At 71.1% G+C, this 26,127-nt stretch carries 6 protein-coding genes; 4 read left to right on the forward strand and 2 right to left on the reverse strand.

Annotation, left to right across the window (positions count from 1 at the left end):
- Positions 1–53 precede the first annotated feature (53 nt).
- Positions 54–2,495, forward strand: coding sequence for an Orn/Lys/Arg family decarboxylase (locus tag ACMTAK_RS46915; protein WP_413811812.1), 2,442 nt, complete (start codon positions 54–56; stop codon positions 2,493–2,495).
- 46 nt (positions 2,496–2,541) lie between these two features.
- Here ACMTAK_RS46915 and ACMTAK_RS46920 read toward each other — a convergent pair whose 3' ends face one another.
- Entirely contained in the window at positions 2,542–3,516 is a 975-nt protein-coding gene (locus ACMTAK_RS46920) for a zinc-dependent alcohol dehydrogenase (protein WP_413811813.1), read from the reverse strand.
- 208 nt (positions 3,517–3,724) lie between these two features.
- Between ACMTAK_RS46920 and ACMTAK_RS46925 the strand changes: the two genes are divergently transcribed.
- Both ACMTAK_RS46925 and ACMTAK_RS46930 read left to right on the forward strand, forming a co-directional pair.
- Positions 3,725–4,354: a malonic semialdehyde reductase gene (locus ACMTAK_RS46925; RefSeq protein ID WP_413811814.1), complete on the forward strand. Its 630-nt coding sequence runs from the start codon at positions 3,725–3,727 to the stop codon at positions 4,352–4,354.
- A 637-nt stretch (positions 4,355–4,991) separates the two neighbouring features.
- The gene (locus ACMTAK_RS46930) at positions 4,992–7,874 is read left to right on the forward strand and encodes a helix-turn-helix transcriptional regulator (RefSeq protein WP_413811815.1); all 2,883 of its coding nucleotides are present in this window, start codon (positions 4,992–4,994) and stop codon (positions 7,872–7,874) included.
- Positions 7,875–7,891: 17 nt separating this feature from the next.
- On the opposite strand, the gene mhpA is transcribed toward ACMTAK_RS46930, so the two are convergent.
- Complete coding sequence (mhpA, locus tag ACMTAK_RS46935) at positions 7,892–9,490, reverse strand: bifunctional 3-(3-hydroxy-phenyl)propionate/3-hydroxycinnamic acid hydroxylase MhpA (protein WP_413811816.1); 1,599 nt, start codon at positions 9,488–9,490, stop codon at positions 7,892–7,894.
- Between the two features lie 201 nt (positions 9,491–9,691).
- On the opposite strand from mhpA, the gene ACMTAK_RS46940 reads away from it, so the two are divergent.
- Positions 9,692–26,119 carry a type I polyketide synthase gene (locus tag ACMTAK_RS46940; protein ID WP_413811817.1) on the forward strand — a complete coding sequence of 5,476 codons (16,428 nt, stop codon included), beginning with the start codon at positions 9,692–9,694 and terminating at the stop codon, positions 26,117–26,119.
- Positions 26,120–26,127 lie beyond the last annotated feature (8 nt).

Below are 26,127 nucleotides of genomic sequence, written 5' to 3' on the forward strand. Positions count from 1 at the left end.
TGGTCTGTTCCTGAACACTGGACGGACAGGGGAGGCACGCCGAGGAGGGGGAGATGGTGGGCGACACGGTTCTGTTCGCGGTGCGGGAGCACCCCGGGGACGACACGGTCGGAGCCGAGCAGCTGCGCAGGATCCGCAAGGAGTTGGAAGCCGGCGGGTTCGCGGTGCGATGGGCCGACACCGGCGCCGACGCCCGGACGGTGTTGCGCACCGAGGCCGGTCTTGCCGCCGCGCTGGTCGACTGGGGACTCGACCCGTGCGGCGGCGCGCATGGTGAACCGGGCGGCCCACCGCGCGACGAACCAGACGGCGAGTTGGGTGGCGCCGCGGTGCTGCGCCAGGTCGGCAGGCGGTTCCAGAATCTGCCGGTCTTCCTGATCGCGGCCGATGAGAGCCTTGAAGAACTGCCGCTGTGGGTGTCGGAGACCGTGGTCGGCTATGTCTGGCCCACGGAGGACACCGCCGCCTTCATCGCGGGACGGATCTCCAGCGCCGCCCGCGCCTACCGCGAGGCCGTTCTGCCGCCGTTCTTCAAGGCGCTGCGCCGCTTCGACGATACGCATGAGTACTCATGGCACACCCCCGCCCACTCCGGCGGTGTCGCCTTTCTGAAGTCACCGGTGGGCCGGGCCTTCCACGACTACTTCGGGGAGCGGCTCTTCCGCAGCGATCTGTCGATCTCGGTCGAGGCCCTCGGTTCGCTGTTCGAGCACACGGGCCCGATCGGCGACGCGGAGCGGAACGCCGCCCGGGTCTTCGGCGCGGACCTCACCTACTTCGTCCTCCACGGCGACTCCACCTGTGACCGCCTGGTCGGCCACTTCAGCGTCACCCGGGACGAGATCGCGCTGGTGGACCGGAACTGTCACAAGTCGGTGCTGCACGGCCTGGTCGTCTCCGGCGCCCGGCCGGTCTACCTGATCCCCACCCGCAATGGCTACGGACTGTCCGGGCCGCTGCCCCCGGATGAGATCCGGGCGGCCACGGTGGCCGCGCGGATCGCGGGAAACCCGCTGACGCGCGGCGCGCTCTCCGCCGAGGCCCAGTACGCGGTCTTCACCAACTCCACCTACGACGGGCTGTGTTACGACGCCGTGCAGGCCGCCCGAGGGCTCGCGGCCAGCACCCCACGCGTCCACTTCGACGAGGCATGGTTCGCCTACGCCCGTTTCCACCCCCTCTACGCCGGGCGCTACGGCATGTCGGTGGGGCCCGACACCTTCCCCGGGCCCGACCGGCCCACCGTCTTCGCCACCCAGTCCACCCATAAGCTGCTGGCCGCGCTCTCGCAGAGCGCCATGGTGCATATCAGGCCCGCGCCCCGGGCCCCGGTGGAGCACGACCGGTTCAACGAGGCGTTGATGATGCACGGCACCACCTCGCCGCTGTATCCGATGATCGCCTCCTTGGATGTGGCCACCGCGATGATGGACGGGCCACAGGGCCGCTGGCTGATCGACGAGGCGCTGGCCGAGGCGGTCCGCTTCCGTCAGTCGGTGGTGCGGATCGGGCGCCGTATCAAGGCCGCTGGGGACCGCCCCAGCTGGTTCTTCGGGATCTGGCAGCCGGAGACCGTGACCGACCCGGCCGGCGGCGAGCGGCTGCCCTTCGACGAGGCCCCGGCCGAACTGCTGCGCACGGACCCCTCGTGCTGGGAGCTGGAACCGGACGCCGAGTGGCACGGTTTCCCGGGGCTCAGCCATGGCTACTGCATGCTCGATCCGCTCAAGGTCACCGTGACCTGCCCGGGGATCGACGCAAGTGGCCGGATGGCCGATTGGGGCATCCCCGCCCGGGTCCTCACCTCCTATCTGGCGACGCGGCACGTGGTGGTCGAGAAGACGGACAGCTACACCACCCTGGTCCTGTTCTCCATGGGCATCACCAAGGGCAAATGGGGGACCCTGCTGGACGCCCTGATGGACTTCAAAGCCCTCTACGACGAGGACGCACCACTGGACCGCGTCCTGCCCGAACTGGTCGCCGCGTACCCCGGCCGCTACACCGGCCGGACTCTGCGTGAGCTGTGCCAGGAGATGCACGACCAGCTGCGTGAGGCGAGCCTGGTCCGGCTGCTGGACACCGCCTTTCAGGAGCTGCCGGAGCCGGTCGTCCCGCCACAGCTCTGCTACCAGCGACTCATCCGCGGCGGCACCGAGCGGGTGCGGCTTTCCGAGGCGGCGGGGCGGGTGGCCGCGGCCATGGTCACCGTCACACCACCCGGTATCCCGGTGCTGATGCCCGGCGAGGGCATCGGCACGCCCGACGGTCCACTGCTGCGCTATCTGACCGCGTTGGAGACGTTCGACCGGCGCTTTCCCGGATTCCGCAGCGAGACCCATGGCGTGACCCTCGACCCGGAAACTGGCGACTACCTGATCGAGTGTCTGTCCCAGGGCGAGGAGGCTCCCAGAGCGGCCCTGGGCGATGCGCGCGGGCTCACTGTCCCGGCTCCGGCCACGGCTCCGGTCGCAGCTCCGGCGGAGCGCCCCTGAGCCCGTCGGCGGCGCCCGCCACCAGGGCGGTCGCCCCTCCGACGCCTCAGGACAGGTCGACCCACACCTTCCCCGACGCGGTGTACGCCGCGGTGAACGCCTCCTGGACGTCGTCCAGGAGGTAACCGTCGCTGACCACCGCGCCGAGCCGGGGTGGGGTCTGGGACTCCAGGGCACTGACGGTCTGTGCGAAGTCCACCGGATGGTCGTAGATCATGCTGCCGATGAGGGTGATCTGGCCCGCCACCAGATCGCGCGGCGAGATCCCGAGCGGGGCGGTGTTCATCCCGATCAGCACGGCGGTGCCGTGTTTGGCGAGTCGTCGCAGCCCCTGCTCGACCACGCCGGGGGCTCCGGAGGTCTCGAAGAGACAGGGGAGCCCTGCCACGTCCGCCGGCAGGGGCGTCGCGCCGAGGGAGCACGCACGGTCGAGCCGGGCCTCGTTGGGCTCCTGGACGAACACCGTCACTCCGTGGTCGACCAGCGCCTGGCACAGCAGCAGACCCTGGGAGCCGGCCCCGATAACCAGGCAGCTCTGCCCCGGTGCGATCCCCGAGCGCCGCATCGCCGCCCGTGCCACCGTCGCGGGTTCCACACAGACCAGATCCTCAAGGGGCAGACGCGGGGCGACCGGCCATACGAACGCGGCCGGAGCGACCACGTAGTCACTCAGCAGACCGGGGACGGTCAGTCCTACGGCGGCCCGTCCTTCACAGGCCGATGTGCGCCCGGCGAGGCAGGGATCGCACATCAGACAGCAGTAGTCCGGTTCGATGACCACGTCCTGGCCGATGCGCAGACCGCTGACCTCATGGCCCAGCTCAACGATCCGCCCCGTCCCCTCGTGGCCCAGGACCCAGGGCAGGCTCGGTGGCCGCCGGCGTCCCGCGTGCACCGCGAGATCGGAGCCGCACAGCCCCGTGCCCCGCATACGGATCAGCACATCCCCCGGGCCGCAGGACGGCTCCGGCACGGACACCACGGACAGCGCGCCGGGCTCGGTCAGCACGGCGGCCCTCACGGGAACGCCTGCTTTCCGATGGGACGCGCCGTCGGCATCATGCCAAGAGCGTGCCACACATGATCCGCGCGGCGGTAGACCACGCCGCCTGACCAACACCACATACCCATGCCACCAGCCCACCTGAGCGAGTCCCCGGCCACCGCACACCTCGTACGCGTACGCTGTGGGCGCAATCGACTTATCTGAGTTAGGAGTTGGAACGGCCATGACGGACAGCACCCTGGCCCCCGATATCGATCAGGCCCTGTACGCACTCTCACCCGAGGGCCGGAAACTTCTCTTCACCGAGGCCAAGACGGCCTATGACTTCAGCGACAAGCCGGTGGGCGACGACCGTCTGCGGGCCATCTACGAACTGTTCAAATGGGCCCCGACATCGGCGAATATCAATCCGCTGCGCATTCTGTACGTACGGACCGAGGAAGGAAAGCAGCGGCTGCTGCCCGGGGTGGCGCAGCCCAATCAGGAGCAGACCGCCTCGGCCCCGGTCACCGCGGTGCTGGCCGCGGACACCCGTTACCCGGAGTATGTGCCGTTCCTCGCTCCGTCCAACCCGCAGTTACAGCAGATGCTGGAGGCCAACCAGGAACTGCGCGAGACCCACATGGACTTCAACGCGGTACTCCAGGCAGGCTACTTCGTGCTGGCCGTCCGCGCGGCGGGGCTCGCCGCCGGGCCGATGAAGGGATTCAACGCCGAGGCGGTGGACAAGGAGTTCTTCCCCGATGGCCGGTGGCGCTCGCTCCTGCTGGTCAACATCGGCTACCCGAGCCCCGAAGCTTTCCGGGACCGGCTTCCTCGGCCCTCGTACGAGCAGGCGGTACAGCTGGTCTGACCTCAGCGGAGTGATGTGAGGCGCCCACCTCCATGGGGTCAGGCCACTCTAGCCGCGGTGGCCTGATCCCCCTTCGCGCCGGTCTTCGCCGGGGTCTCCACCTGGCTTTCGCGCCGGGCGGCGCGACCCTCGGGCGTGTCCGTCCCGCCCGACAGCGGCACGCCGAGCCCCTACGAGGAACCCATCAAGCACCGTCGATTTTCGGCCCAATCGCCGAACCCACCCCCTCGCCCACACCGCCCGTACGGTGCCTTCCCACGGCGACGAGGGCCACGTAGCATCGGCCGAAAAGTGCGGCGTGATCGTTTCGTGATATATGACTCATTCGCTTGACAGCGCGGTGCGCCGGGACCTACGCATAGGACCCGAGAGTGCCCCCTACCCGGTGCATGTCGCCCCCTACTCGGTGCATGTCACAGCCGCCACACGCTGTTTGCATGCTGTTGAAACACAAGACTCCGGCCGGCTCGCGTCTTTCCCTCATCCATTTCCCTCCCCCTGGCGGTAGGCCACGGGCATCAAGGGTGGACAACGCACCTGTGCCGCTGAGGAGTTCTGCCTGCTCGTCATGCGCTTTCGCGCGGGCACGCCCCATGAGGGCCGCGCGGATGGAGAAATGTCAGAAAGCGGGGTGCCTGTGAGCTTGTTGGAATGCCACGATTCCACGGTTGGCGCCGGTCGGTCGGCGATCGGTTTCCGGAAGGACCAGGAGGACCGGGGAGACGAGGGGGGCCGCGCGCCCGGCGGGGCGCTCCCCGACCTGGTCGACCGCGATGACGTCCTGGCCGGCCTGGGCCGGCTGCTCGCCGATGCCACGAGGGGCAAGGGGCAGCTGGCCGTCGTGGACGGGCCGCTGGGAAGTGGCAAGAGCAGGCTGGTGCACGAGTTCCTCGAATCCCTCGAACCGGGCGGCGCCCGCGTGCTGAGGGCCACCGCCTCGCTCCGCGAGCACCTTCTGCCGTTCGGCGTGGTGACCCAGCTCTTCCACGGCATGACGATTCCGCCGCCCAGCCGGGACCGGGTGCGCGGGCTGCTCGCCTCGGCGGTCGAACACACCGTCACCGATGGGCGGTTAGCCGGCGGCGGCTGGGAGACGCAGGTCGTCGACGTCTTCCAGAAGCTCACCATGGAGCTGGCCCATCTGGCCGAGGCCACCCCCTTGGTGATCTGCGTCGACAACGCCCACTACCTGGACCCGCCCTCGCTGCACTTCCTCGCCGGTATCGTCCCCTGGCTGCATTCCGCCCGCATTCTGGTGCTCCTCACCGATGACCACACTCTGCGGTGGCCGCGTTCGCCCCTGCTGGCCGGGCTGCTCTCGCAGAGCCCCAACGCCCACCGGATCGCCGTGCGGCCCCTGAGCCGCAGCGGAGTCGACGCCCTGGCCATCCGGCTGCTCGGCCCGCACACCGCGTCCCCCCGGCTCACCGCGGAGTTCCACCGCATCAGCGGCGGCAACCCCTTGGCCGTGCAGGCCCTGATCATCGATCAGCAGGCGGGTGGCGCCTGCTACCCCGAGGGCTACGGACGGGCGCTGCTCGAGCTCGTGGCGCACTCCCGGCCGTCGATGCTGTCCGTGGTGCGCGCCCTCGCCGTGCTCGGCGGTGCGGCACCGGTGGCGGACGTGGCCCGGCTGGCCGGGGTGGACGCCACGGTGACCGGCTGGGCCCTGCACGCCCTGGCCAGCGCCGGACTGCTCACCAAGGGCCAGGCGTTCCGCCATCCGGTGGCCGCCACCGCCGTGCTGGACGACATGCCCGCCGACAGCCGGGCCGCACTGCACCGCGCGGCCGCCGAGCTGCTGCACGAGGCCGGGGCACCCGCGCTGACGGTGGCCGGGCAGTTGCTGAGCGCCGGGAGCCCCGGTGCCGACTGCGCCACCGAGGTGCTGGTCACGGCCTCCGACGAGGCGCTGGCGACCGGCGATGTGGGCACCGCGCTCAGCTGCTTGGACCTCGCCCAGCACACCCGGGCCGACGACCCCACCGCGGCTCGCATCCGCGCCCGGCTCAGCAGGCTGGAGTGGCAGCTGAAACCGCAGGTCGCCGTCCGTCATCTCCGCCCCCAGCTACGCGACTTCACTGCGGGCCACCTGGACCGCCGGGAGGTCTCCGAACTGGTGCTGGGCCTGGCCCAGGCCGGTGCGCTCGATGAGCTGACCGCCCTGCTGGACGCCCTGCGCACCCGCGCCCACCGGGGCGCCGGCCCCGGAACCGAGGACATCCGCCCCCTGACGGACTGGGCGGCGATGGCGTACCCCCTCCACACCGGACTGCGGAAACTGGCCCACTCGGTGGCCGCCGCCACCCCGGAGGCCGCTCCCTGCCACGACCCATGGCTGCCCTCGGCGGTCACCCTGGCCGACGATCTGGTCCGCGGACGCAACGACCAGCTGACGCACCGCGCCGAACTGCTGCTGCGCACCTTCCACCTCGACCACGGCTCGCTGTGGAGCGCCGAGTCCGGAGCGCTCGCCCTGCGCGCGCTGCTCCACGCGGGCCGCCCGGACGAAGTCGTGGTCTGGTGCGAAAAGCTCGAGACCGAGGCAGCCGCCCACCAGGCCGTCGCCTGGCAGGGGAAGTTCCTCGCCCTCCGCGCCGAGGCCCATCTGCGGCAGGGACACCTGATCTCCGCCCACGACCTGGCGGCCCGCGCCATGGTCCTCGTACCGCCCCAGGGCTGGGGCATCGACCTGGCCGGGGTCCTGGGCTGCGCCATCCTGGCCGCCACCCGCTCCGGCAGGCTGGAGCAGGCGGAGAAGTATGTGGCCCAGCCGATCCCCGAGCAGGCCCTGTACAGCCGCCACGGCGCGCACTATCTGCACGCCCGGGGCCACTACCGGCTGGCCACCCACCACCCTCAGGCCGCGCTCGCGGACTTCCTGGCCTGCGGCAGATTCGCCGAGACCTGGCAGGCGCCCGGCGCCGACGTGGTCCCGTGGCGCACCAGCGCGGCCGAGGCATGGCTGGCACAGGACGACCAGGAGCAGGCCAAACGTCTGGTACGGGAGCAGATGGCCCGGCTGCTCCCGGGCCCCTCCCGGACCCGCGGGTTGTCTCTGCGCACCCTGGCGGCGGTCAGCCGGGTCACCCGCCGCCCGCAACTGCTCACCGAGGCCGTCGACATGCTCAAGGACAGCGGTGACGACTACGAGCTGGCCCGTGCGCTGATCGACCTCAGCATCGCCTTCAAGGACACCGGGGACCAGCGCAACGCGCGCCGGGTGGCCCATCGCGCCTGGCACCTGGCGAAGCAGACGGGGGCCGAGCACCTGTGCCGGGAGGCCGCGCTCGATCCCATCGACCCCGAGGCCGCGATGTCCGCGCACCACCGCCAGGACGGGCTGTCCGCGCTCACCACACAGGAGCGGAGGATCGCGCTACTGGCTGCCAAGGGTTACACCAATCGCGAGATCGCCGCCAAACTCTACATCACCGCCAGCACGGTCGAGCAGCACCTCACCCGGGTGTTCCGTAAAGTCAACGTCAAGCGGCGGCAGGATCTGCCGCACTTCCTCTAGCCTCCTTCTCGGTCCGGTCACTTCAACAGCCCGGACCTGAACTGACCGACCAGTCCGGTCAGTTCACGTGAGGTGCGGGCCGCGCCGTAGATGTGGTGATCCGGGCGCACCAGCAGGAACCGTGCCCGTGCCGCCCGCAGAACCGGCAGATACACCTCGTCGACGTCGATGACGGCGCCCGGTGCCGCCTCGGCGCCCGCCGCCACCATGTGCACCACACGCGTACCGAGCCCGGTGAGGAAGGTGAGCTCGGACTCCTCCAGCGCCACGGCCGGATCCGCCGACCCCAGCAGCACCGGACCGGTGCCCACCACCTCGTCGAACAGACCGGTCACGCCCTCGTACCGCACCCGGCCCTGGGGCATCACCTCCCCGGCCGGTGGCACCGGCGCCGTGCCGATGCCGGTGTACAGCAGGCCGGTCCGCAGTGGCGGACCCGCGACGCCGTGCTGCCCGCCCCGGCCGGTGTCGGTGCCGCCCGCGAGCAGCGAGGCGTCCCGGCTCGCGGCGGTGGCGGCGTCGGTCACACACAGCACTCTGCCCAGCCGCACCGCCGTGTCGATGGCCTCCCGCACATGATCGACGCGCTCTCGCGGATAGGTGTCCAGCAGCCCCTCACCGCCGGCGCCCCGCAGCACCAGATCCAGCTTCCAGGACAGATTGAGCACATCCCGGATGCCCGCACACATGCCCTGACCGGTGAACGGCGGCATCAGATGGGCGGCGTCCCCGGCCAGCAGCACTCGCCCCCGCCGCCACTCGTCCGCCCAGGCGGCCTGGAAGCTGTAGACGGTGTGCCGGTGCAGGGTGGCGTTCTCCGGGCTGACATCGAAGCGCTCCAGCAGCCGCCAGGCCGTCTCGGCCCGGTTCAGCTCGGCCACGCTCTCCCCGGGCAGCCGCATGAACTCCCAGCGCCTGCGCCCCGGTCCGCTGCCCACCGCCGTCGTGGGCCGGGCCGGATCGCAGTGCTGCACATTGAGCGGGGAGAACACCCGCGGTTCGTGGAGCACCACATCGCACAGCAGCCAGTCGAAGGAGAAGCCGAGATCCGTCCGGCGCACCCCGATGTGGTCGCGGACGAAGCTGTTCGCCCCGTCGCACCCGACCACCCACGAGGCGCCGCACCGCAGCAGCTCGCCCGCCGTGTCCATCGCGGTGAGCTCCACCCCGGTGCCGTCGTCCACCAGGTCCGTCGCCTCGTAACCGCGCAGTACCCGCAGATTGGGCAGCCCCTCGGCACGGGCGCACAGCACCGCCTCCAGCGCGGGCTGGTGCATCGTGGTCGTCTCCGGCCAGCCGTGCACACCGCGCTCGGCGAGCTCGACCCGTAGCAGGGACCTGCCCTCGGCGTTGCGCCAGTCGTAGGCGTCGGCCGACAGACCGATCTCCGGATACGAACCGGCCACCCCCAGGGACGCCAGGGTCCGGGCCGTCTCACCGTCGAAGCTGGTCGCCCGCGGCAGTGTGTACGGCTTCTCCCACCGCTCCACGACCAGCACCCGCCACCCCTGGGTGGCCAGCAGGATGGACAGCACCTGACCGATGGGTCCATAGCCGACGATGAGCACATCCGCATCCGGCGTTTCCGGCTCCCTGCCAGAGCCCGCAGAGCACATCCGCGCCTCCCTCCTCCGGTGCCGCGAAGCTATCAGCGGAGGCCGAACGGACCGGGACAAAGGGGGCTTGACGATCACGAAGTAAGGGGGGATGAGGGGGGTGAATCAGGGGATTCTCCTAGTTTTCCGGTGTGAAGCTGGAGTGGGTGAAGCCGCTGACGCGTCACCTGGAACCCTGACCGCAGGGAGGGTAGAGGTGGCATGCTGCGCACCGAACTGATCCGCCCGATCCAGGACCTCCTCACCGAACAGAGTCGCCGTTTCGGCGCCAAGACCGCTTACGCCGACGCCCGGCGCGCCATCAGCTACGCCGAACTGGAGGCGCGCACCCGCCGGCTCGCCGGCCATCTGGCCGGACTGGGCCTGCTGCCGGGCGACCGCGTGGCCATGTACCTCGGCAACCGCGTCGAGATGGCGGAGAGCTACTTCGCCGTCGTCCGCGCCGGGGGGATCGGCGTCCCGGTCAATCCGCATGTCTCCCAGGCCGAACTGGAGCATCTGCTCACCGTCAGCGGCAGTCAGGTCGTCATCACGGACTCCGCCCACCTGCCGCTGCTGCGCCGGCCCGACCCCGCAGCGAGTCCCCTGACCGTGCTGGTGGTGGGGGAGGACCAGGTCCCCGCGGGCTGCCTGTCCTACGAGCGGTTCGCCACCACCGAGCCGGACACACCGGCCCGCGACGACCACGGCCTCGACGACATCGCCTGGATGCTCTTCACCTCCGGCACCACCAGCAAGCCCAAGGGCGTGCTCGCCACCCAGCGCAACTGCCTCTGGTCGGTCGCCGCGTCGTACGTACCCGCGCTCGGCCTCACCGCCGAGGACCGTGTGCTCTGGCCGCTGCCCCTGTTCCACAGCCTCTCCCACATCGTGTGCGTGCTGGCCGTGACCGCCGTCGGAGCGACCGCCCGGATCACCGACGGACACTCCGCCGAGGACGTGCTGGAGCAGTGGGGCCAGGAGCGCTCCACGGTCATCGCCGGAGTCCCCACGCTGTACCACTACCTCGTCCGCGCCTCCAAGGCGCCCGGGTTCACCGCCCCGGAGCTACGGGTGGGTCTGGTCGGTGGTGCCGTGACCACGGCGGCGCTGCGGCGCTCGGTCGAGGACGCCTTCGGGGCCCCGCTCATCGACGCGTACGGCAGCACCGAGACCTCCGGCTCGATCGCCATCAACTGGCCGACCGGGCCCAGGGTCGAGGGCTCCTGCGGACTCCCCGTCCCCGGCCTCGCCCTGCGGGTGGTCGACCACCGCACCGGCCTTGACGTGCCCGACGGGACCGAGGGCGAGGTGTGGGTCCGCGGCCCGAACATCATGGCGGGCTACCACGACCAGCCCGAAGCCACCGCCGAGGCGCTGCGGGACGGCTGGTTCCACACTGGCGACCTCGCCCGCCGCGACCGGGACGGCTATCTGACGGTCACCGGGCGGCTCAAGGAACTCATCATTCGCGCCGGGGAGAACATCCACCCCGTCGAGGTGGAGGACGTCCTGCGGATGGCGCCCGGCGTGGCCGACGCCGCCGTGGTCGGCAAGCCGCACGACGTCTTCGGTGAAGTCCCGGTCGCCTTCATCGTCCCCGCACCCGGCGGATTCGACCCGGCCCGGGCGCTCGCCCTGTGCCGGGAGCGGCTCTCGTACTTCAAGGTGCCCGAGGAGCTGTACGAGATCGAGCGGATCCCGCGCACCGCGACCGGCAAGGTCACCCGGCACCGGCTGCTGGACGGCCCGGCACGGCTGCGCGCGGTGGGCAACGCCTACCATGACGCGCTCTTCCGTACGAGGTGGATCCCACAGCCGTCTGCCTCACAGCCGTCGGCCTCTCAGCTGTCTGCCTCACGGCCTCGGCCTGACCGTTGGATCCTGCTCGGACGGCATGCCCCCGGGTTCGTCGGCCTGCTGCGGGCCTCGGGCGGTGCCGAGTTGGGCGAGCACATCGACGCGGCCGACCTGAGAGCGGCGGTGGCCGCCGGAAGTCCCCCGCCCGCCGTAGCTCTGCTTTCGGCCCCCGTGGACACCACCGAGGGTGTCCTGAGGGACGTCGAGACGTGGCTGGACTCGGCAGAGCTGTCCGATGCGCTGCTGGTGGTGGTCACGCAAGGCGCCGTGGCGACGACCGCGGGCGAGGATGTGCCGAACCCGGAACAGGCCGCGCTGTGGGGGCTGGTGCGCTCACTGCAGACCGCTCATCCCGGCCGTATCGCCATCGCCGACCTCGACGCGCCCGATGACGAGAGGTGTGTGGGTGGGCTGTTGGCGGCGGTGGCGTCGGGCGAGCCCCAGAGCGCGGTGCGCTCGGGCGTCGTGCTGCTGCCACGGCTTGAACGGGTGGCCCTGGACGTGGGTCTGGGCATGGGTCCGGATGCCGAGCGGGATGCGTCCGTGGCCTTCGACCCCCATGGCACCGCGGTCGTCACGGGAGTGGACACCAGGCGCGGCGCCGCGATCGCCCGGCATCTGGTGACCGGTTACGGCGTCCGCCAACTGTTGCTGATCGCTCCACCGGGGCAGGGCGGCCGGGCCAACGAGCTCTGTACCCGGCTCACCGATGCCGGAGCCGATGTCCGACTGGCCGAATGCGACCTGGACAACCGCACCAAACTCAGGCGGGCACTGGCCAAGGCCACCAGCCCCTTGAGCGTGGTCGTCCACGCATGGGAGGCCGTGGACGAGCCGTCGGACGGTCGGGTGGCCGCCGAGGCCAGGACGCTGTACGAGCTCACCCGGAACGCCGATCTCACCGCGTTCGTGCTGTCCTCCTCGACCAAGGGGTTGCTGGGCGCGGCAGGGGAGACCACCGAGGCCGCCTCCGCCGCCTTCCTCGATGCCTATGCCCAGCATCTGCGCGTGCGAGGGGTACCGGCTCAGTCCATCGCGTGGGGGCCGTGGGAGGGGGAGACCGGCGAGACGACCGGTGCTCTGAGCGCCAGGGAGGCGCTCGCCGCGCTGGACGCCGCCCTGGGCGTGGACCATGCCCAACTCGTCGCCATGAAGCTCGACCCGACCGCCGTGCCGACCGGAACGACCTCCCCGCTGCTCCAGGACCTGATCGACGTTCCGGCCCGTACCGCCACCGTGGACGAGGCCGTCACGGTCGCCCTGCGGGAGCGGCTGTTGGAAAGGCACGAGGCCGACCGGGACCGGCTGCTCACCGATCTCGTCCGCGAACACCTGGCCGACCTGCTGGGACTGGCCGACAAGCAGACCGTCGAGCCCGAGCGGGCCTTCACCGACCTGGGCCTGACCTCGGTCACGGTGGTGGAACTGCGCAACCGGCTGAGTGAGGCCACCGGGCTTCGCCTGCCCGCCACCTCCGCCTTCGACCACCCCACACCACTGGCGTTGGGGAGCCTGCTGCGGCGGGAACTGCTCGGCGGTACGGGAGTGCCGACCGTCCCGGACTTGGCTCCGGCTTCGGACCCGGCTTCGACTGTGGTCGCGGGGGCGGGTCTGGTCGATGACCCGATCGCGATCGTGGGGATGGCCTGCCGGTTGCCGGGCGGGGTGGGGTCGCCGGAGGAGTTGTGGGAGCTGGTTCTGGCGGGTGGTGAGGGTATCGGGGAGTTCCCGGCGGATCGGGGGTGGGATCTGGAGCACCTGTTCGATCCGGATCCGGATCACGCGGGTACGAGCTATGCGCGTCGGGGCGGGTTTCTGTATGACGCGGGCGAGTTCGACGCCGGTTTCTTCGGGATCTCGCCACGTGAGGCGCTGGCGATGGATCCGCAGCAGCGGTTGCTGTTGGAGACGTCATGGGAGGCGTTGGAGCGGGCCGGAATCGATCCGGTCTCGTTGCGGGGCCAGGACGTGGGCGTCTTCGCCGGGATGATGCATCAGGACTACGGAATCGGCTCCACCGGCGGAGCAGATGCCCCCGCCGGTCTGGAAGGCCATCTGATGACCGGCACCTCGGCGAGCGTGGTGTCGGGTCGGGTGTCGTATGTGCTGGGGTTCGAGGGTCCCGCGGTGACGGTGGACACGGCGTGTTCGTCGTCGTTGGTGGCGTTGCATCTGGCGGGTCAGGCGTTGCGGGCGGGGGAGTGCTCGATGGCGCTGGCCGGTGGGGTGACGGTGATGGCCGGGCCGGACGCCTTCGTGGAGTTCTCCCGTCAGCGCGGGCTCGCCGCCGATGGGCGGTGCAAGTCGTTCGCGGCGTCGGCGGATGGTACGGGGTGGGCTGAGGGTGTGGGTGTGGTGGTTTTGGAGCGGTTGTCGGTTGCGGAGCGGAACGGTCATCGGGTGTTGGCGGTGGTGCGGGGTAGTGCGGTGAATCAGGATGGTGCGTCGAATGGGTTGACGGCGCCGAATGGTCCGTCGCAGCAGCGGGTGATCCGGCGGGCGTTGGCGGGTGCGGGCCTGGTGGCGGGTGATGTGGATGTGGTGGAGGCGCATGGGACGGGGACGGCGCTGGGTGATCCGATTGAGGCGCAGGCGGTGCTGGCTACGTATGGCCAGGATCGGCCTGAGGGGCGTCCGTTGTGGTTGGGGTCGTTGAAGTCGAATATTGGTCATGCGCAGGCGGCTGCGGGTGTGGCTGGTGTGATCAAGATGGTGTTGGCGTTGCGGTGTGGGGTGTTGCCGAGGACGTTGCATGTGGATGAGCCGTCGCCGCGGGTGGATTGGTCGGCGGGTGCGGTGGAGCTGCTGACTGAGCAGCGGGTGTGGCCTGAGGTGGGGCGTCCGCGCCGGGCGGGGGTGTCGGGGTTCGGGGTGAGTGGGACGAACGCGCATGTGATTTTGGAGCAGGCGCCGGGGACGGCGGTTGATGTGGCGCCGGCGGTGGTGTCGGAGGCTCCGGGTGGTGTGGTGCCGTTGGTCGTTTCGGGCTCTGATGGTGCGGGGTTGCGGGGGCAGGCGCGGAGGTTGCTGGACTTCGTTGAGGGTCATCCGGGTGTGGGTTTGGTGGAGCTGGGGGTGGCGTTGGCTTGTGGTCGGGCTGGATTGTCGGATCGTGCGGTGGTGGTGGCGGGGGGTCGGGAGGAGGCGTTGGCGGGGCTGGCGGTGGTGGCGGAGGGTGGTGGTGCGGGGAGGGCTGATGTTCGGGGTCGGGTGGTGTTGGTGTTTCCTGGTCAGGGGGCGCAGTGGGTGGGGATGGGTGCGGAGTTGTTGGGAGAGTCGGAGGTGTTTGCGGAGTGTTTGGTTGAGTGTGCGGGGGTGTTGGATCCGTTGACGGGGTGGTCGTTGGTGGATGTGGTGCGGGGTGTGGGGGGTGCGGGGTTGTTGGAGCGGGTGGATGTGGTGCAGCCGGTGTCGTTTGCGGTGATGGTGGGGTTGGCGCGGGTGTGGTTGGCGGCTGGTGTGGTGCCGTCGGCGGTGGTGGGTCATTCGCAGGGGGAGATTGCGGCGGCGTGTGTGGCGGGTGGGTTGTCGTTGGAGGATGCGGCGCGGGTGGTGGTGTTGCGTAGTCGGGCGATCGCGGCGGGGCTCTCGGGCGGTGGCGGGATGGTGTCGCTGGCTGTGGGGGTGGGCGAGGCGGAGTTGCTGGTGTCTCCTTGGGCGGGTCGGGTTGAGGTGGCGGCGGTGAATGGGCCGTTGTCGGTGGTGGTGGCTGGTGAGGTGGAGGCGTTGCGGGAGTTGGTGGGTGAGTGTGAGGGGTCGGGGGTGCGGGCGCGGTGGGTCGATGTGGATTACGCCTCGCATACGGCGCAGGTGGCGGCGATTGAGGAGGAGTTGGTCGGGTCGTTGTCGTGCATCCGGCCGGTGTCCTCGCGTATCCCGTTCTTCTCCACGGTGGAGGGGGAGTGGGTGGATACGGCAGAGTTGGACGCGGGGTACTGGTATCGCAATCTGCGGAGCACCGTCCGGTTCGCTCCGTCCATCGAGCGCCTGCTGGAGGAGGACTTCCGGGCGTTCGTTGAGGTGAGCGCGCATCCGGTGCTGACGATGAGCATCGAGGCGGCGGCGGAGCAAGGGGACGCCGGGCCGGTCGTGGTGACCGGGACACTCCGCCGGGACGAGGGCGGTATGCGTCGCATGCTCACCTCCCTGGCCGAGGCGTACGTACGCGGTGTCCCCGTCGACTGGTCCGCCCTGCTCGGCAACGTCCCCGCGCACGTGGCGATGGATCTGCCGACCTACGCCTTCCAACACCAGCACTACTGGCTCAAGAGCGGCCCCCGGACCGGTGAGGTGACCGCCATCGGCCTCGCCGGTGCTCAGCATCCTCTGCTGGGCGCTTGGGTGGAACTGCCGGACACGGACGGGGTGTTGTTCACCTCCCGACTGTCGCTGAGCACCCACCCGTGGCTGGCCGATCACACGGTGGCCGGTACGCCCGTCCTCCCCGGATCGGCCTTTGTGGAGCTGGCGGTGCGTGCCGGTGACGAGGTCGGCTGCGGCACTGTCGACGAGTTGCGGATCGAGGCCCCGCTCGTGCTGACGACGGGCATGAGTGCGCAGCTCCAGGTCGTCGTCGGTGGGGCGGATGACTCCGGCCGACGGCGCCTCACCGTCCACTCCCGCCCGCAAGGCAACGGGTCGGGGTCGCGCAGCACGGACTGGACCCGACACGCCACGGGCACGCTCGTCCAGCCCACCACCGCGCCCGACATCGACCTCACGACGTGGCCGACACCCGGAGCCACCCCCATCGATGTGGACCAGGTGTACGACGCTCTGACACGGGCCGGACGTGGCATCGGCCCGGCGTTCCGTGTGCTGCACTCGGCGTGGGCCCGTGGCACCGACGTGTTCGCCGAGGTCGAACTGGCCGACGACCAGCAGGCCGAAGCCGCACGTTACACACTGCACCCCGCCCTGCTGGAAGCCGTATGCCACGCCGACACGCACGCCGAGACATCGGCGCTGCCCGTTGCCTACCGCGCGGTGTCCTTGTCCGCGACCGGCGCGACCGCGCTGCGCGCGCGCATCAGCCCGGACGGTCAGGGCGGCGTGACGCTGCAACTGGCGGACGCCGCCGGGAGAGCAATCGGGTCCGTGGGATCGGTGACGTCGCGGCCGCTTCCGGCCGACGTATTGGTGTCGGCAGCCGGGACGGATCCGCAGGACGCGCTGTTCGAGGTGGAGTGGTTCCCCCTCCCTGTTCTCCCGGTCACCTCGGATCCGGCGATAGTGACGGTGACGAGTCCGGCCGAGTTGACAACGTTGGCCGACCACGGCGACGAACCGCCCCTCGTACGTGTGGACCTGACGGACACCACACATGGCCTTCGGGCGCTCACCTCGCAGGCGCTGGAGTGGGTCCAGGCGTGGCTGGCCGCACCGGAGACGGATGCGCGGCTGGTCATCGTCACGCGTGAGGTCACCGACCCGATTTGCGCGGCCGTCTGGGGACTGGTGCGTTCGGCACAGTCCGAGGCCCCGGACCGGCTGGCCCTGGTGGCGATGGACGAGGACGACGCCTCCGGCGCGTTGCTCCCCGCCGCCCTGGCCACCGGCGAACCGCAGATCGCCATCACCGCCGGGATGGCATCCGTACCGAGGCTGGTGCGCGTCGCGCCGAATGAGGAAGAGCCACGACGGCCGCTGGACCCGACCGGCACGGTGCTCATCACCGGTGGCACCGGTGCGCTGGGCCGGCTGTTCGCCCGGCACCTCGCTGCCGAGCACGGCGTACGTAACCTCCTGCTGGTCAGCCGCCGTGGCGGCGCGGCCGAAGGCGCGGCGGAGCTGGAGTCCGAACTCGGTGCGCTGGGCGCGTCCGTACGCACCGTTGCCTGCGACATCGCGGATCGGACCGCGGTGGCGGACCTGTTGGCCTCGCTCCCCGCCGAAGCGCCCCTCACGGCGGTCGTCCACACTGCAGGGGTCCTGGACGACGGCGTGGTCACCGCCATGACACCCGAACGGCTCGACTCCGTCCTCCGTCCCAAGGCGGACGCGGCCCTCATCCTGCACGAGCTCACGCGCGACATGGAGCTCGCCGCCTTCGTGATGTTCTCCTCGGCCGCGGGCGTCTTCGGCAACCCCGGACAAGCCAACTATGCCGCGGCCAACGCCTTCCTGGACGCCTTCGCCCAGCGGCGCAGGGCGCAAGGGCTCCAGGCCACCTCCCTCGCCTGGGGCCACTGGGCGCTCAGCAGCGAGATGACCGCACATCTCACCGCGGCCGACCTGCGTCAGCACACCCGGCGCTTCGGCATGACCGCCCTGTCGGAGGAGACCGGCCTTGCGCTGTTCGACGCCGGTTTGCGCAGCGCCACGCCCGCGCTGGTGGCGGCCCGCCTGGACCTCGCGGGACTCCGCGCCGGCGCGGCGGCCGCCACTCCGGTCGTCCCTCTGCTGCACAAGCTGGTGCCACCGGGCCGCCGGGTCGTGAGCCGTACGGCAGCGTCGCGGACCGACCTCGTACGGCGGCTGGAGTCGGCGGACCCCGCCGAGCGGGAGCAGACGCTGCTGGACCTGGTCACACACCATGCCGCCCAGGTGCTCGGACACTCATCGACGGACGGCGTCGCCGCCGAACGGGCCTTCCGGGAGCTAGGGTTCGACTCCCTGACGTCCGTGGAACTGCGCAACCGACTCAACACGGCCACCGGCCTCCGGCTGCCTTCGACCCTGCTCTACGACCACCCCAGCCCACGGGCGCTCACCCGGCATCTGCACACCGAGCTGCTGGGGGCGCCGAGCGCCCCCGCCACCCCGGTGCCCGCAAGCAAGCCCCCGGAGGACGGCATCGCCATTGTGGCGATGAGCTGCCGGTTCCCGGGCGGGGCGAACAGCCCCGAGGACTTCTGGCGGCTGATCAGCGAAGGTGGTGACGCCGTCGGCGACTTCCCGGACGACCGTGGCTGGGATCTGTCCGCGCTCTACGACCGCGACCCGGACCACCCCGGCACCTCCTACGTACGGCACGGCGCCTTCCTGGCCGACGCCGCCGGGTTCGACGCCGAGTTCTTCGGCATCTCGCCGCGTGAGGCCCTGGCGATGGATCCGCAACAGCGGCTGCTGCTGGAGACCTCATGGGAGGTGTTCGAGCGGGCCGGGATCGACCCGACCACGTTGGGCGGCAGCGGCATCGGGGTGTTCACCGGAATGAACACCCAGGACTACGCGATCCGTCTGCGCCACGTTCCGGACGAGGTCGAGGGACACCGGATCACCGGCGTCTCCGCGGCCGTCCTGTCCGGGCGCGTGGCCTACACCCTGGGCTTGGAGGGGCCCGCGGTCACGGTGGACACGGCGTGTTCGTCGTCGTTGGTGGCACTGCATCTGGCCGCACAGGCGCTGCGGGCGGGGGAGTGCTCGATGGCGCTGGCCGGAGGGGTGACGGTGATGGCCGGTCCCGATGCCTTCGTGGACTTCTCCCGCCAGCGCGGACTGTCGGTCGATGGCCGGTGCAAGCCCTTCGCCGCCTCGGCCGATGGCACGGGGTGGGCCGAAGGTGTCGGTGTGCTGCTCCTGGAGCGGCTGTCGGACGCGGTGCGGAACGGCCACCAGGTGCTGGCGGTGGTGCGGGGCAGTGCGGTGAACCAGGACGGCGCGTCCAACGGTCTGACGGCGCCGAATGGCCCGTCGCAGCAGAGTGTCATCCGGCAGGCGCTGGCCGGCGCGGGTGTGTCGGCCGCCGAGGTGGACGTGGTCGAGGCGCATGGCACGGGTACGGCACTGGGCGATCCCATCGAGGCGCAGGCCATCCTCGCCACCTACGGCCAGGACCGCGACCGGCCGCTGTGGCTGGGCTCGGTGAAGTCCAACATCGGCCATGCCCAGGCCGCCGCGGGCGTGGCCGGTGTGATCAAGATGGTCATGGCGATGCGGCACGGTGTCCTGCCGCGGACGCTGCACATCGACGTCCCCACCCCGGAGGTGGACTGGTCGGCGGGCTCGGTGGAACTGCTGACCGAGGAGCGTGCGTGGCCGGAGACGGGGCGTCCGCGCCGGGCCGGGGTGTCCGCGTTCGGCGTCAGCGGCACCAACGCCCATGTGATCGTGGAGCAGGCACCGGTGATCGTGGGGCAGGCACCGGTGATCGTGGGGAAGGCACCGGCCACCGCCGCCGAGCCCGCCGCACCGGACCCGGAAGCGCTCCCCGCCATACCGTGGGTGATCTCGGCCAGGAGCGCCGACGCGCTGTACGGCCAGGCGGCCCGGCTCGCGGAATTCGCCCGCGCCCACCCGGAGTTCGACCCGAGCGACATCGCACACTCCCTGATCACCGCACGGGCCACATTCGACCACCGGGCCGTGGTCGTGGGCACGGGGCGTGCGGAGTTGCCGAGCGGACTGGATGCCATCGCCGGGCCGAGCGATGGTCCCGTGGTACGAGGTGTGGCGAACCCCGGCAGGCTCGCGGTGCTGTTCACCGGGCAGGGCAGCCAACACCCAGGGATGGGCCGGGAACTGCACGCACGCTATCCCGTGTTCCGCGGTGCCTTCGACGCGGCCTGCGCGCGACTGGACCGCCATCTGGTCGACGCCGGGCATGCCGCGCGCCCCGTCCGGGACGTCGTGTTCGCCCGGCCCGGGACCCCTGAGGCGGAGTCGCTCGACCACACCCTGTTCGCTCAGGCGGGGCTGTTCGCGCTGGAGACCGCGCTGTTCAGGCTGTACGAGTCCTGGGGAGTGCGCCCCGACTTCCTCGCCGGCCACTCCGTGGGTGAGCTGACCGCGGCGCATGCGGCGGGCGTGCTGTCCCTCGAGGACGCGGCCGCGTTGCTGGCCGCGCGGGGGCGGCTGATGCAGGCCCTGCCCGGTGGTGCGATGGTCGCGCTCAACGTCCCCGAGCCGGTGGTTCGCCCTCTGATGGCCGACGTGCCGGGCGCCGTGGACATCGCCGCCGTCAACGGGCCCGCTTCCGTCGTCGTCTCCGGTGACCAGGACGCCGTGGTGGCCATCGAGCGGATATGCGCGGGCGAGGGGTACCGGACCAAGCGGCTGCGGGTCAGCCATGCCTTTCACTCCGCGCATATGGACGGCATGCTCGACGAGTTCCGCGCCGTCGCCGCCGGGCTGTCGTACGCGCCTCCGGCGGTGCCGATCGTCTCCAACGTCACGGGCGAGCTGGCCACCCCCGACCAGCTGTGCTCCCCGGAGTACTGGGTCGGGCACGCACGCGGGACCGTCCGTTTCCTCGACGGCGTCACCACACTCCACGCCCAAAACGTCACCACCTTCCTCGAACTCGGCCCCGGTGGCGTCCTCACCGCCATGGCGCAGGAAGCGCTGGGCGACGGCGCCGACCCGGCCATGTTCGTCCCCACGCTGCACGGGGGCGAACAGCCCGATCCGGTCGCCGCTGTGGCCGCGCTCGCTCGGCTGCATGTCCGTGGTCTCCCGGTCGACTGGACCGCGCTGCTCCCGGGAACCTCGCGACGCGGGGTCGACTTGCCGACGTACGCCTTCCAGCACCGGCGGTACTGGCCGGACGCTCCCGTATCGGACGCCTCCGCGGTGGGTGAGCCGGGTCCTCGGTCGCTGCCGGAGACCGCGACGCCCAAGGGCGGCGCCACGGCCTTCGCCGAGCGGCTGAGGTCCGGCACCGGGGCCGAGCAGCACCGGCTGGTCCTCGACCTGGTGCTGAGCAGTGTGGCCGCCGTGCTGGGGCACGACGACGCGTCGGCGATCGACGGCGAACGGGCCTTCCAGGATCTCGGCTTCGACTCCCTGAACGTGGTCCGGCTCCGCAACCGCCTGCGAGACCTGACCGGTGCCGAGCTGCCCACCACGCTCGCCTTCGACCATCCGACACCGGCCGCGCTCGCGTCATTCCTGCATACCCGGCTGCTCGGACAGCACACCGGACGGACCGAATCGGTGTGGACGGCGGGCGATCCCACGGAGCCGATCGCGATCGTGGGGATGGCCTGCCGGTTGCCGGGTGGCGTGGCCTCGCCGGAGGAGTTGTGGGAACTGGTCCTGGCGGGGGCCGAGGGCATCGGGGAGTTCCCGGTGGACCGAGGCTGGGATCTGGAGACCCTGTTCGACCCGGACCCGGACCACGCGGGGACCAGCTATGCGCGACAAGGTGGTTTCCTCTACGACGCGGGGGAGTTCGACGCGGACTTCTTCGGGATCTCGCCGCGCGAGGCGCTGGCGATGGATCCGCAGCAGCGGTTGCTGCTGGAGACGTCATGGGAGGCGTTGGAGCGCGCCGGGCTCGACCCGGTCTCGCTCCGTGGCCAGGACATCGGTGTCTTCGCCGGAATGGTCAACTACGACTACACCAGCCGCCTCGACACGGCCCCCGACGGTTCCGAGGGCTACCTCATGACCGGCGGCGCGGGCAGCGTCCTGTCGGGTCGGGTGTCGTATGTGCTGGGGTTCGAGGGTCCCGCGGTGACGGTGGACACGGCGTGTTCGTCGTCGTTGGTGGCGTTGCATCTGGCGGGTCAGGCGTTGCGGGCGGGGGAGTGCTCGATGGCGCTGGCCGGCGGGGTGACGGTGATGGCCGGGCCGGACGCCTTCGTGGAGTTCTCCCGTCAGCGCGGGCTCGCCGCCGATGGGCGGTGCAAGTCGTTCGCGGCGTCGGCGGACGGCACGGGATGGGCCGAGGGCGCGGGTGTGCTGCTGGTGGAGCGGTTGTCGGACGCCCAGCGGCGTGGCCATCGGGTGTGGGCGGTGGTGCGGGGCAGTGCGGTGAACCAGGACGGTGCGTCGAATGGGTTGACGGCGCCGAATGGCCCGTCGCAGCAGCGGGTGATCCGGCGGGCATTGGCCGGTGCGGGGCTGGTGGCGGAGGACGTGGACGCGGTCGAGGCCCATGGCACGGGCACACCGCTGGGCGATCCGATCGAGGCGCAGGCGGTGCTGGCCACGTATGGCCAGGATCGTGACCGGCCTCTGCTGATGGGGTCGTTGAAGTCCAACATCGGTCATGCGCAGGCGGCCGCGGGTGTGGCTGGTGTGATCAAGATGGTGTTGGCGTTGCGGCATGGCGTGTTGCCGAGGACGTTGCATGTGGATGAGCCTTCGCCCGAGGTGGATTGGTCGGCGGGTGCGGTGGAGCTGCTGACGGAACAGCGTGCGTGGCCGGAGGTGGGGCGTCCGCGCAGGGCTGGTGTGTCCGCGTTCGGCGTCAGCGGCACCAACGCCCACGTCATCCTGGAACAGCCCTCGGACGTCCCCGACTTGGCTCCGCCCCCACCGCGGACGCCGGGCGGCCTGGCTCTTCTTCCGGTGTCCGCGCGAGGCGAGGGCGCCCTGCGGGCTCAGGCGCAGCGGCTGTTGTCCTTCCTGGATCATCGACCTGACCTGGATCTGGGCGAGTTCGCCCGTGCGCTGGGTTGTGGTCGGGCGCAGTTGCCGGATCGTGCGGTGGTGGTGGCGGGGGATCGCGAGGAGGCACTGGCGGGGCTGGCGGCGGTGGCGCGGGGCGAGTCGGCCGCGGGGGTGGCGTCCGGTTCGGTGGTGCGTGGTCGGTTGGGGGTGTTGTTCGCTGGTCAGGGGTGTCAGCGGGTGGGGATGGGGCGTGGGTTGTATGAGGCGTTCCCGGTGTTCCGGGAGGTCTTCGATGCGGTGTGTGAGGCGCTGGACCGGGAGTTGGGTGCGGGCGAGGTGTCGGGTTCGGTGCGGGAGGTGGTCTTCGGGGACGGTGAGCTGCTGGAGCGGACGGTGTTCGCTCAGGCCGGGCTGTTCGCCCTGGAGACCGCGTTGTTCCGGCTGGTGGAGTCCTGGGGCGTCGCGCCGGATGTCGTCGGTGGGCATTCGGTCGGTGAGGTGACGGCGGCGCATGTGGCGGGTGTGTTGACGCTGGAGGACGCGGCCGTACTGGTGGCGGCGCGGGGGCGGTTGATGGAGGCGTTGCCGGAGGGCGGCGCGATGGTGGCGGTGGGCGCGGGTGAGGAGCGGGTGCGTCCGCTGCTGGTGCCAGGAGTGGATCTCGCGGCGGTGAACGGCCCTGCGGCGGTGGTGCTCTCCGGTGATGAGGAGCCGGTGCTGCGGGTGGCGCGGGAGATGTCGGAGCAGGGGTGCCGGACACGGCGTCTGGCCGTCTCGCACGCGTTCCACTCCACCCGGATGGAACTCATGCTTCAGGAGTTCCGGGAGGCGATCGCCGGTCTGTCCTTCACCGCACCGCTGATCCCCCTGGTCTCCAACGTGACGGGCCGACTGGCGGGGGAGGCGGTGTGTTCGCCCGAGTACTGGGTGGAGCATGTGCGTGCCGCCGTGCGCTTCGCGGACGGAGTGCGGGCGCTTGCCGACCATGGTGTGAGTACCTATCTCGAACTGGCGCCGGACGCCGTGCTGTCCGCGATGGTCGGGGACTGTCTGCCGGAAGAGGCGGCCGAACGGCCCGTGGTGGTCCCGTCGCTACGGCGTGATGGCGACGAGCCCCGGGCGCTGATGTCCGCCGTCGCTCACCTGCATGTGGCAGGCGTACGCATCGACTTCAGCGCTCTGTTCGGCGGCGCCGTGCCGCCCGTTCACCTCCCCGATCTGCCCACGTACGCCTTCCAGCGCGCCCACTACTGGCTCCATGACACCCGGCCCGCCTCTGCCCCCCAGAGCCCCGCCGGTGCCTCCGACGGCACCGACGCCATCGACGCCCGGTTCTGGGCCGCGGTCGAACGCGGCGACCTCGGCTCGGTGGCCGAAGCGCTTGACCTCGCCGACGCCGACGAGAACCGTGCCGCTCTGGACGCCATGGGCGGTGCGCTGGGCGTGCTGTCGGACTGGCGGCGCAAGCGCGGTGAGAGGTCCGCGGCGGACCGGCTGCGCTACCAGGTCACCTGGAAGCCACTCCCCGGCGCCACCTCCGGCGTACCCACCGGCACCTGGCTGGTCGTCCTGCCGTACGGCTGCCAGGGCGAGGAGTACGCGGCCCAGGTGGCCCCGGTGCTGAATCGCCAGGGTCTGCGCACCACGACCCTGCGGCCCGACGGACCGGAATCACCCGACCGCGCGGCCTTCTCCGAGATGCTGCGCGGCGCGCTGGCGGACCAGGACGACATCGCCGGTGTGCTGTCCCTGCTCGCTCTCGACCAGCGCGTACGTCCCGGCTCCGCGACGCTCACCGAGGGGGCCGCGGCCACGTTGGCGCTGGTACAGGCCCTCGGCGACCTGGGCCCGGCAGGTTCAGCGGGCTCGGGGCATCGTCTCTACTGCGCCACCCGAGGCGCGGTGACCGTCGGCGCGACGGACCGGCTCATCGCCCCGGAACAGGCGGCGGTGTGGGGGCTCGGCCTGGCCGTGGCGCTGGAGCAGCCGGACCGATGGGGGGCGCTGGTGGACCTCCCGGACGTGTTCGACGACCGGGCCGCCCGGACCCTGCTCGCCGCGCTGGCCGATCCGGGCGATGAGGATCAGCTCGCGATCCGCGCCACGGGCGCGTTCGTACGCAGGCTGCGGAGCCATCCCCTGCCCACCGGCGCGACGAAGCCGGAGTGGCGGCCGCGTGGCACCGTCCTGGTCACCGGCGGTACGGAGGGTCTCGGCAGGCATGCCGCGCGCTGGCTGGCCGGTGCCGGTGCCGAGCACCTGGTGCTGACCGTCGGCTCGGATCCGGAGGCGCCGCATGAAGCACCACACGTGGTGGCGCTGCGCGACGAGCTGAGCGGTATGGGCGCGAAGGTGACGGTGTGCCCGACGGACCTCACCGACCGGGACGCGGTGGAACGGCTGCTCACCGGCCCCGCCGCGTATCCCGAGCTCTCCGGTGTCGTCCACACCGCCGACCTGGCGCGGATCGCCCAGACCGACGCCACCGGCGCCGATGAACTGGCGGAGACGTTGGCGGCCAAGGTCGACGGTCTGCTGCATCTCGACACCCTCCTCGACGATCGGGAGCTGGATCTGTTCGTGGTCTTCTCGTCGGTCGCCGGCGTCTGGGGCGGTGGCGGCCAGGGGCTGATCGGCGCGGCCAACGCCCAGCTCGACGCCCTGATCGAGCGGCGCCGTGCCAGGGGCCTGGTGGCCACCTCGGTGGCCTGGGGTGTGATCGACGGCTTCGGCGTGGCCGCCGACGCCACGGCCCAGGAGCAACTGCGCCGCCGTGGTGTGCTGCCCATGGCACCCGAGGCGGCCATGGCGGCCCTGACGCACGCCGTCCGCCACGACGACACGCTCGTGGCCGTGGTGGACATCGACTGGTCGGCGTTCGTTCCGGCCTTCACCTCACTGCGGCCCAGTCCGCTGATCGGTGATCTGCCGGGCGTTCAGGAGATCGTCGACAGCCTTCGTACGGACGACGCCACCGACGAATCCGCCTCGGAATTCCTGCGCGAACTGGCCGCGGGCTCCGACGCCGAGCGGGAACGCGCCCTGATGAAGGTGGTGCGCGAGAACGCGGCCATCGCGCTGGGCCACAGCGGTGTCGAGGCCGTCAAACCGCAACGGGCCTTCCAGGAGATGGGTTTCGACTCCCTCGCGGCCGTGAACCTGCGCAACACCCTCGGCGCCGCACTGGGCACCCGGCTCCCGGCCACTCTCGTCTTCGACTACCCCACGCCCACCGCGCTGGTGGAGTACCTGCGCACCGAGCTCCTGGCAGACCAGGGCGACGACGAGGCCACCGAGGCCGATGAGGAGGAGATCCGCCGCGTACTGGCCGCCGTGCCGTTCAGTCGGTTCCGCGAGGCCGGAGTGCTCGATGCGCTGCGGTCGCTGGCCAGGACCGAAGCGGCCGCACGGGACGGCAGCCGGCCGTCCGCTGATGAGGAACTCGACCTGATCGATGGAATGGATATCGCCGGACTGGTCCAACGGGCGTTCGACGGAACCCAGTTGTGAGCGCAGCC

The organism is Streptomyces lacaronensis (assembly GCF_047337785.1).
Taxonomy (GTDB): domain Bacteria; phylum Actinomycetota; class Actinomycetes; order Streptomycetales; family Streptomycetaceae; genus Streptomyces; species Streptomyces lycopersici.

Excerpts from the sequence above, each read along its gene's own strand:
- ACMTAK_RS46915 (WP_413811812.1), top strand. The coding sequence starts at position 54 with ATGGTGGGCGACACGGTTCTGTTCGCGGTGCGGGAGCACCCCGGGGAC.
- ACMTAK_RS46925 (WP_413811814.1), top strand. The coding sequence starts at position 3,725 with ATGACGGACAGCACCCTGGCCCCCGATATCGATCAGGCCCTGTACGCA.
- mhpA (WP_413811816.1), bottom strand. The coding sequence starts at position 9,490 with ATGTGCTCTGCGGGCTCTGGCAGGGAGCCGGAAACGCCGGATGCGGAT.
- ACMTAK_RS46940 (WP_413811817.1), top strand. The coding sequence starts at position 9,692 with ATGCTGCGCACCGAACTGATCCGCCCGATCCAGGACCTCCTCACCGAA.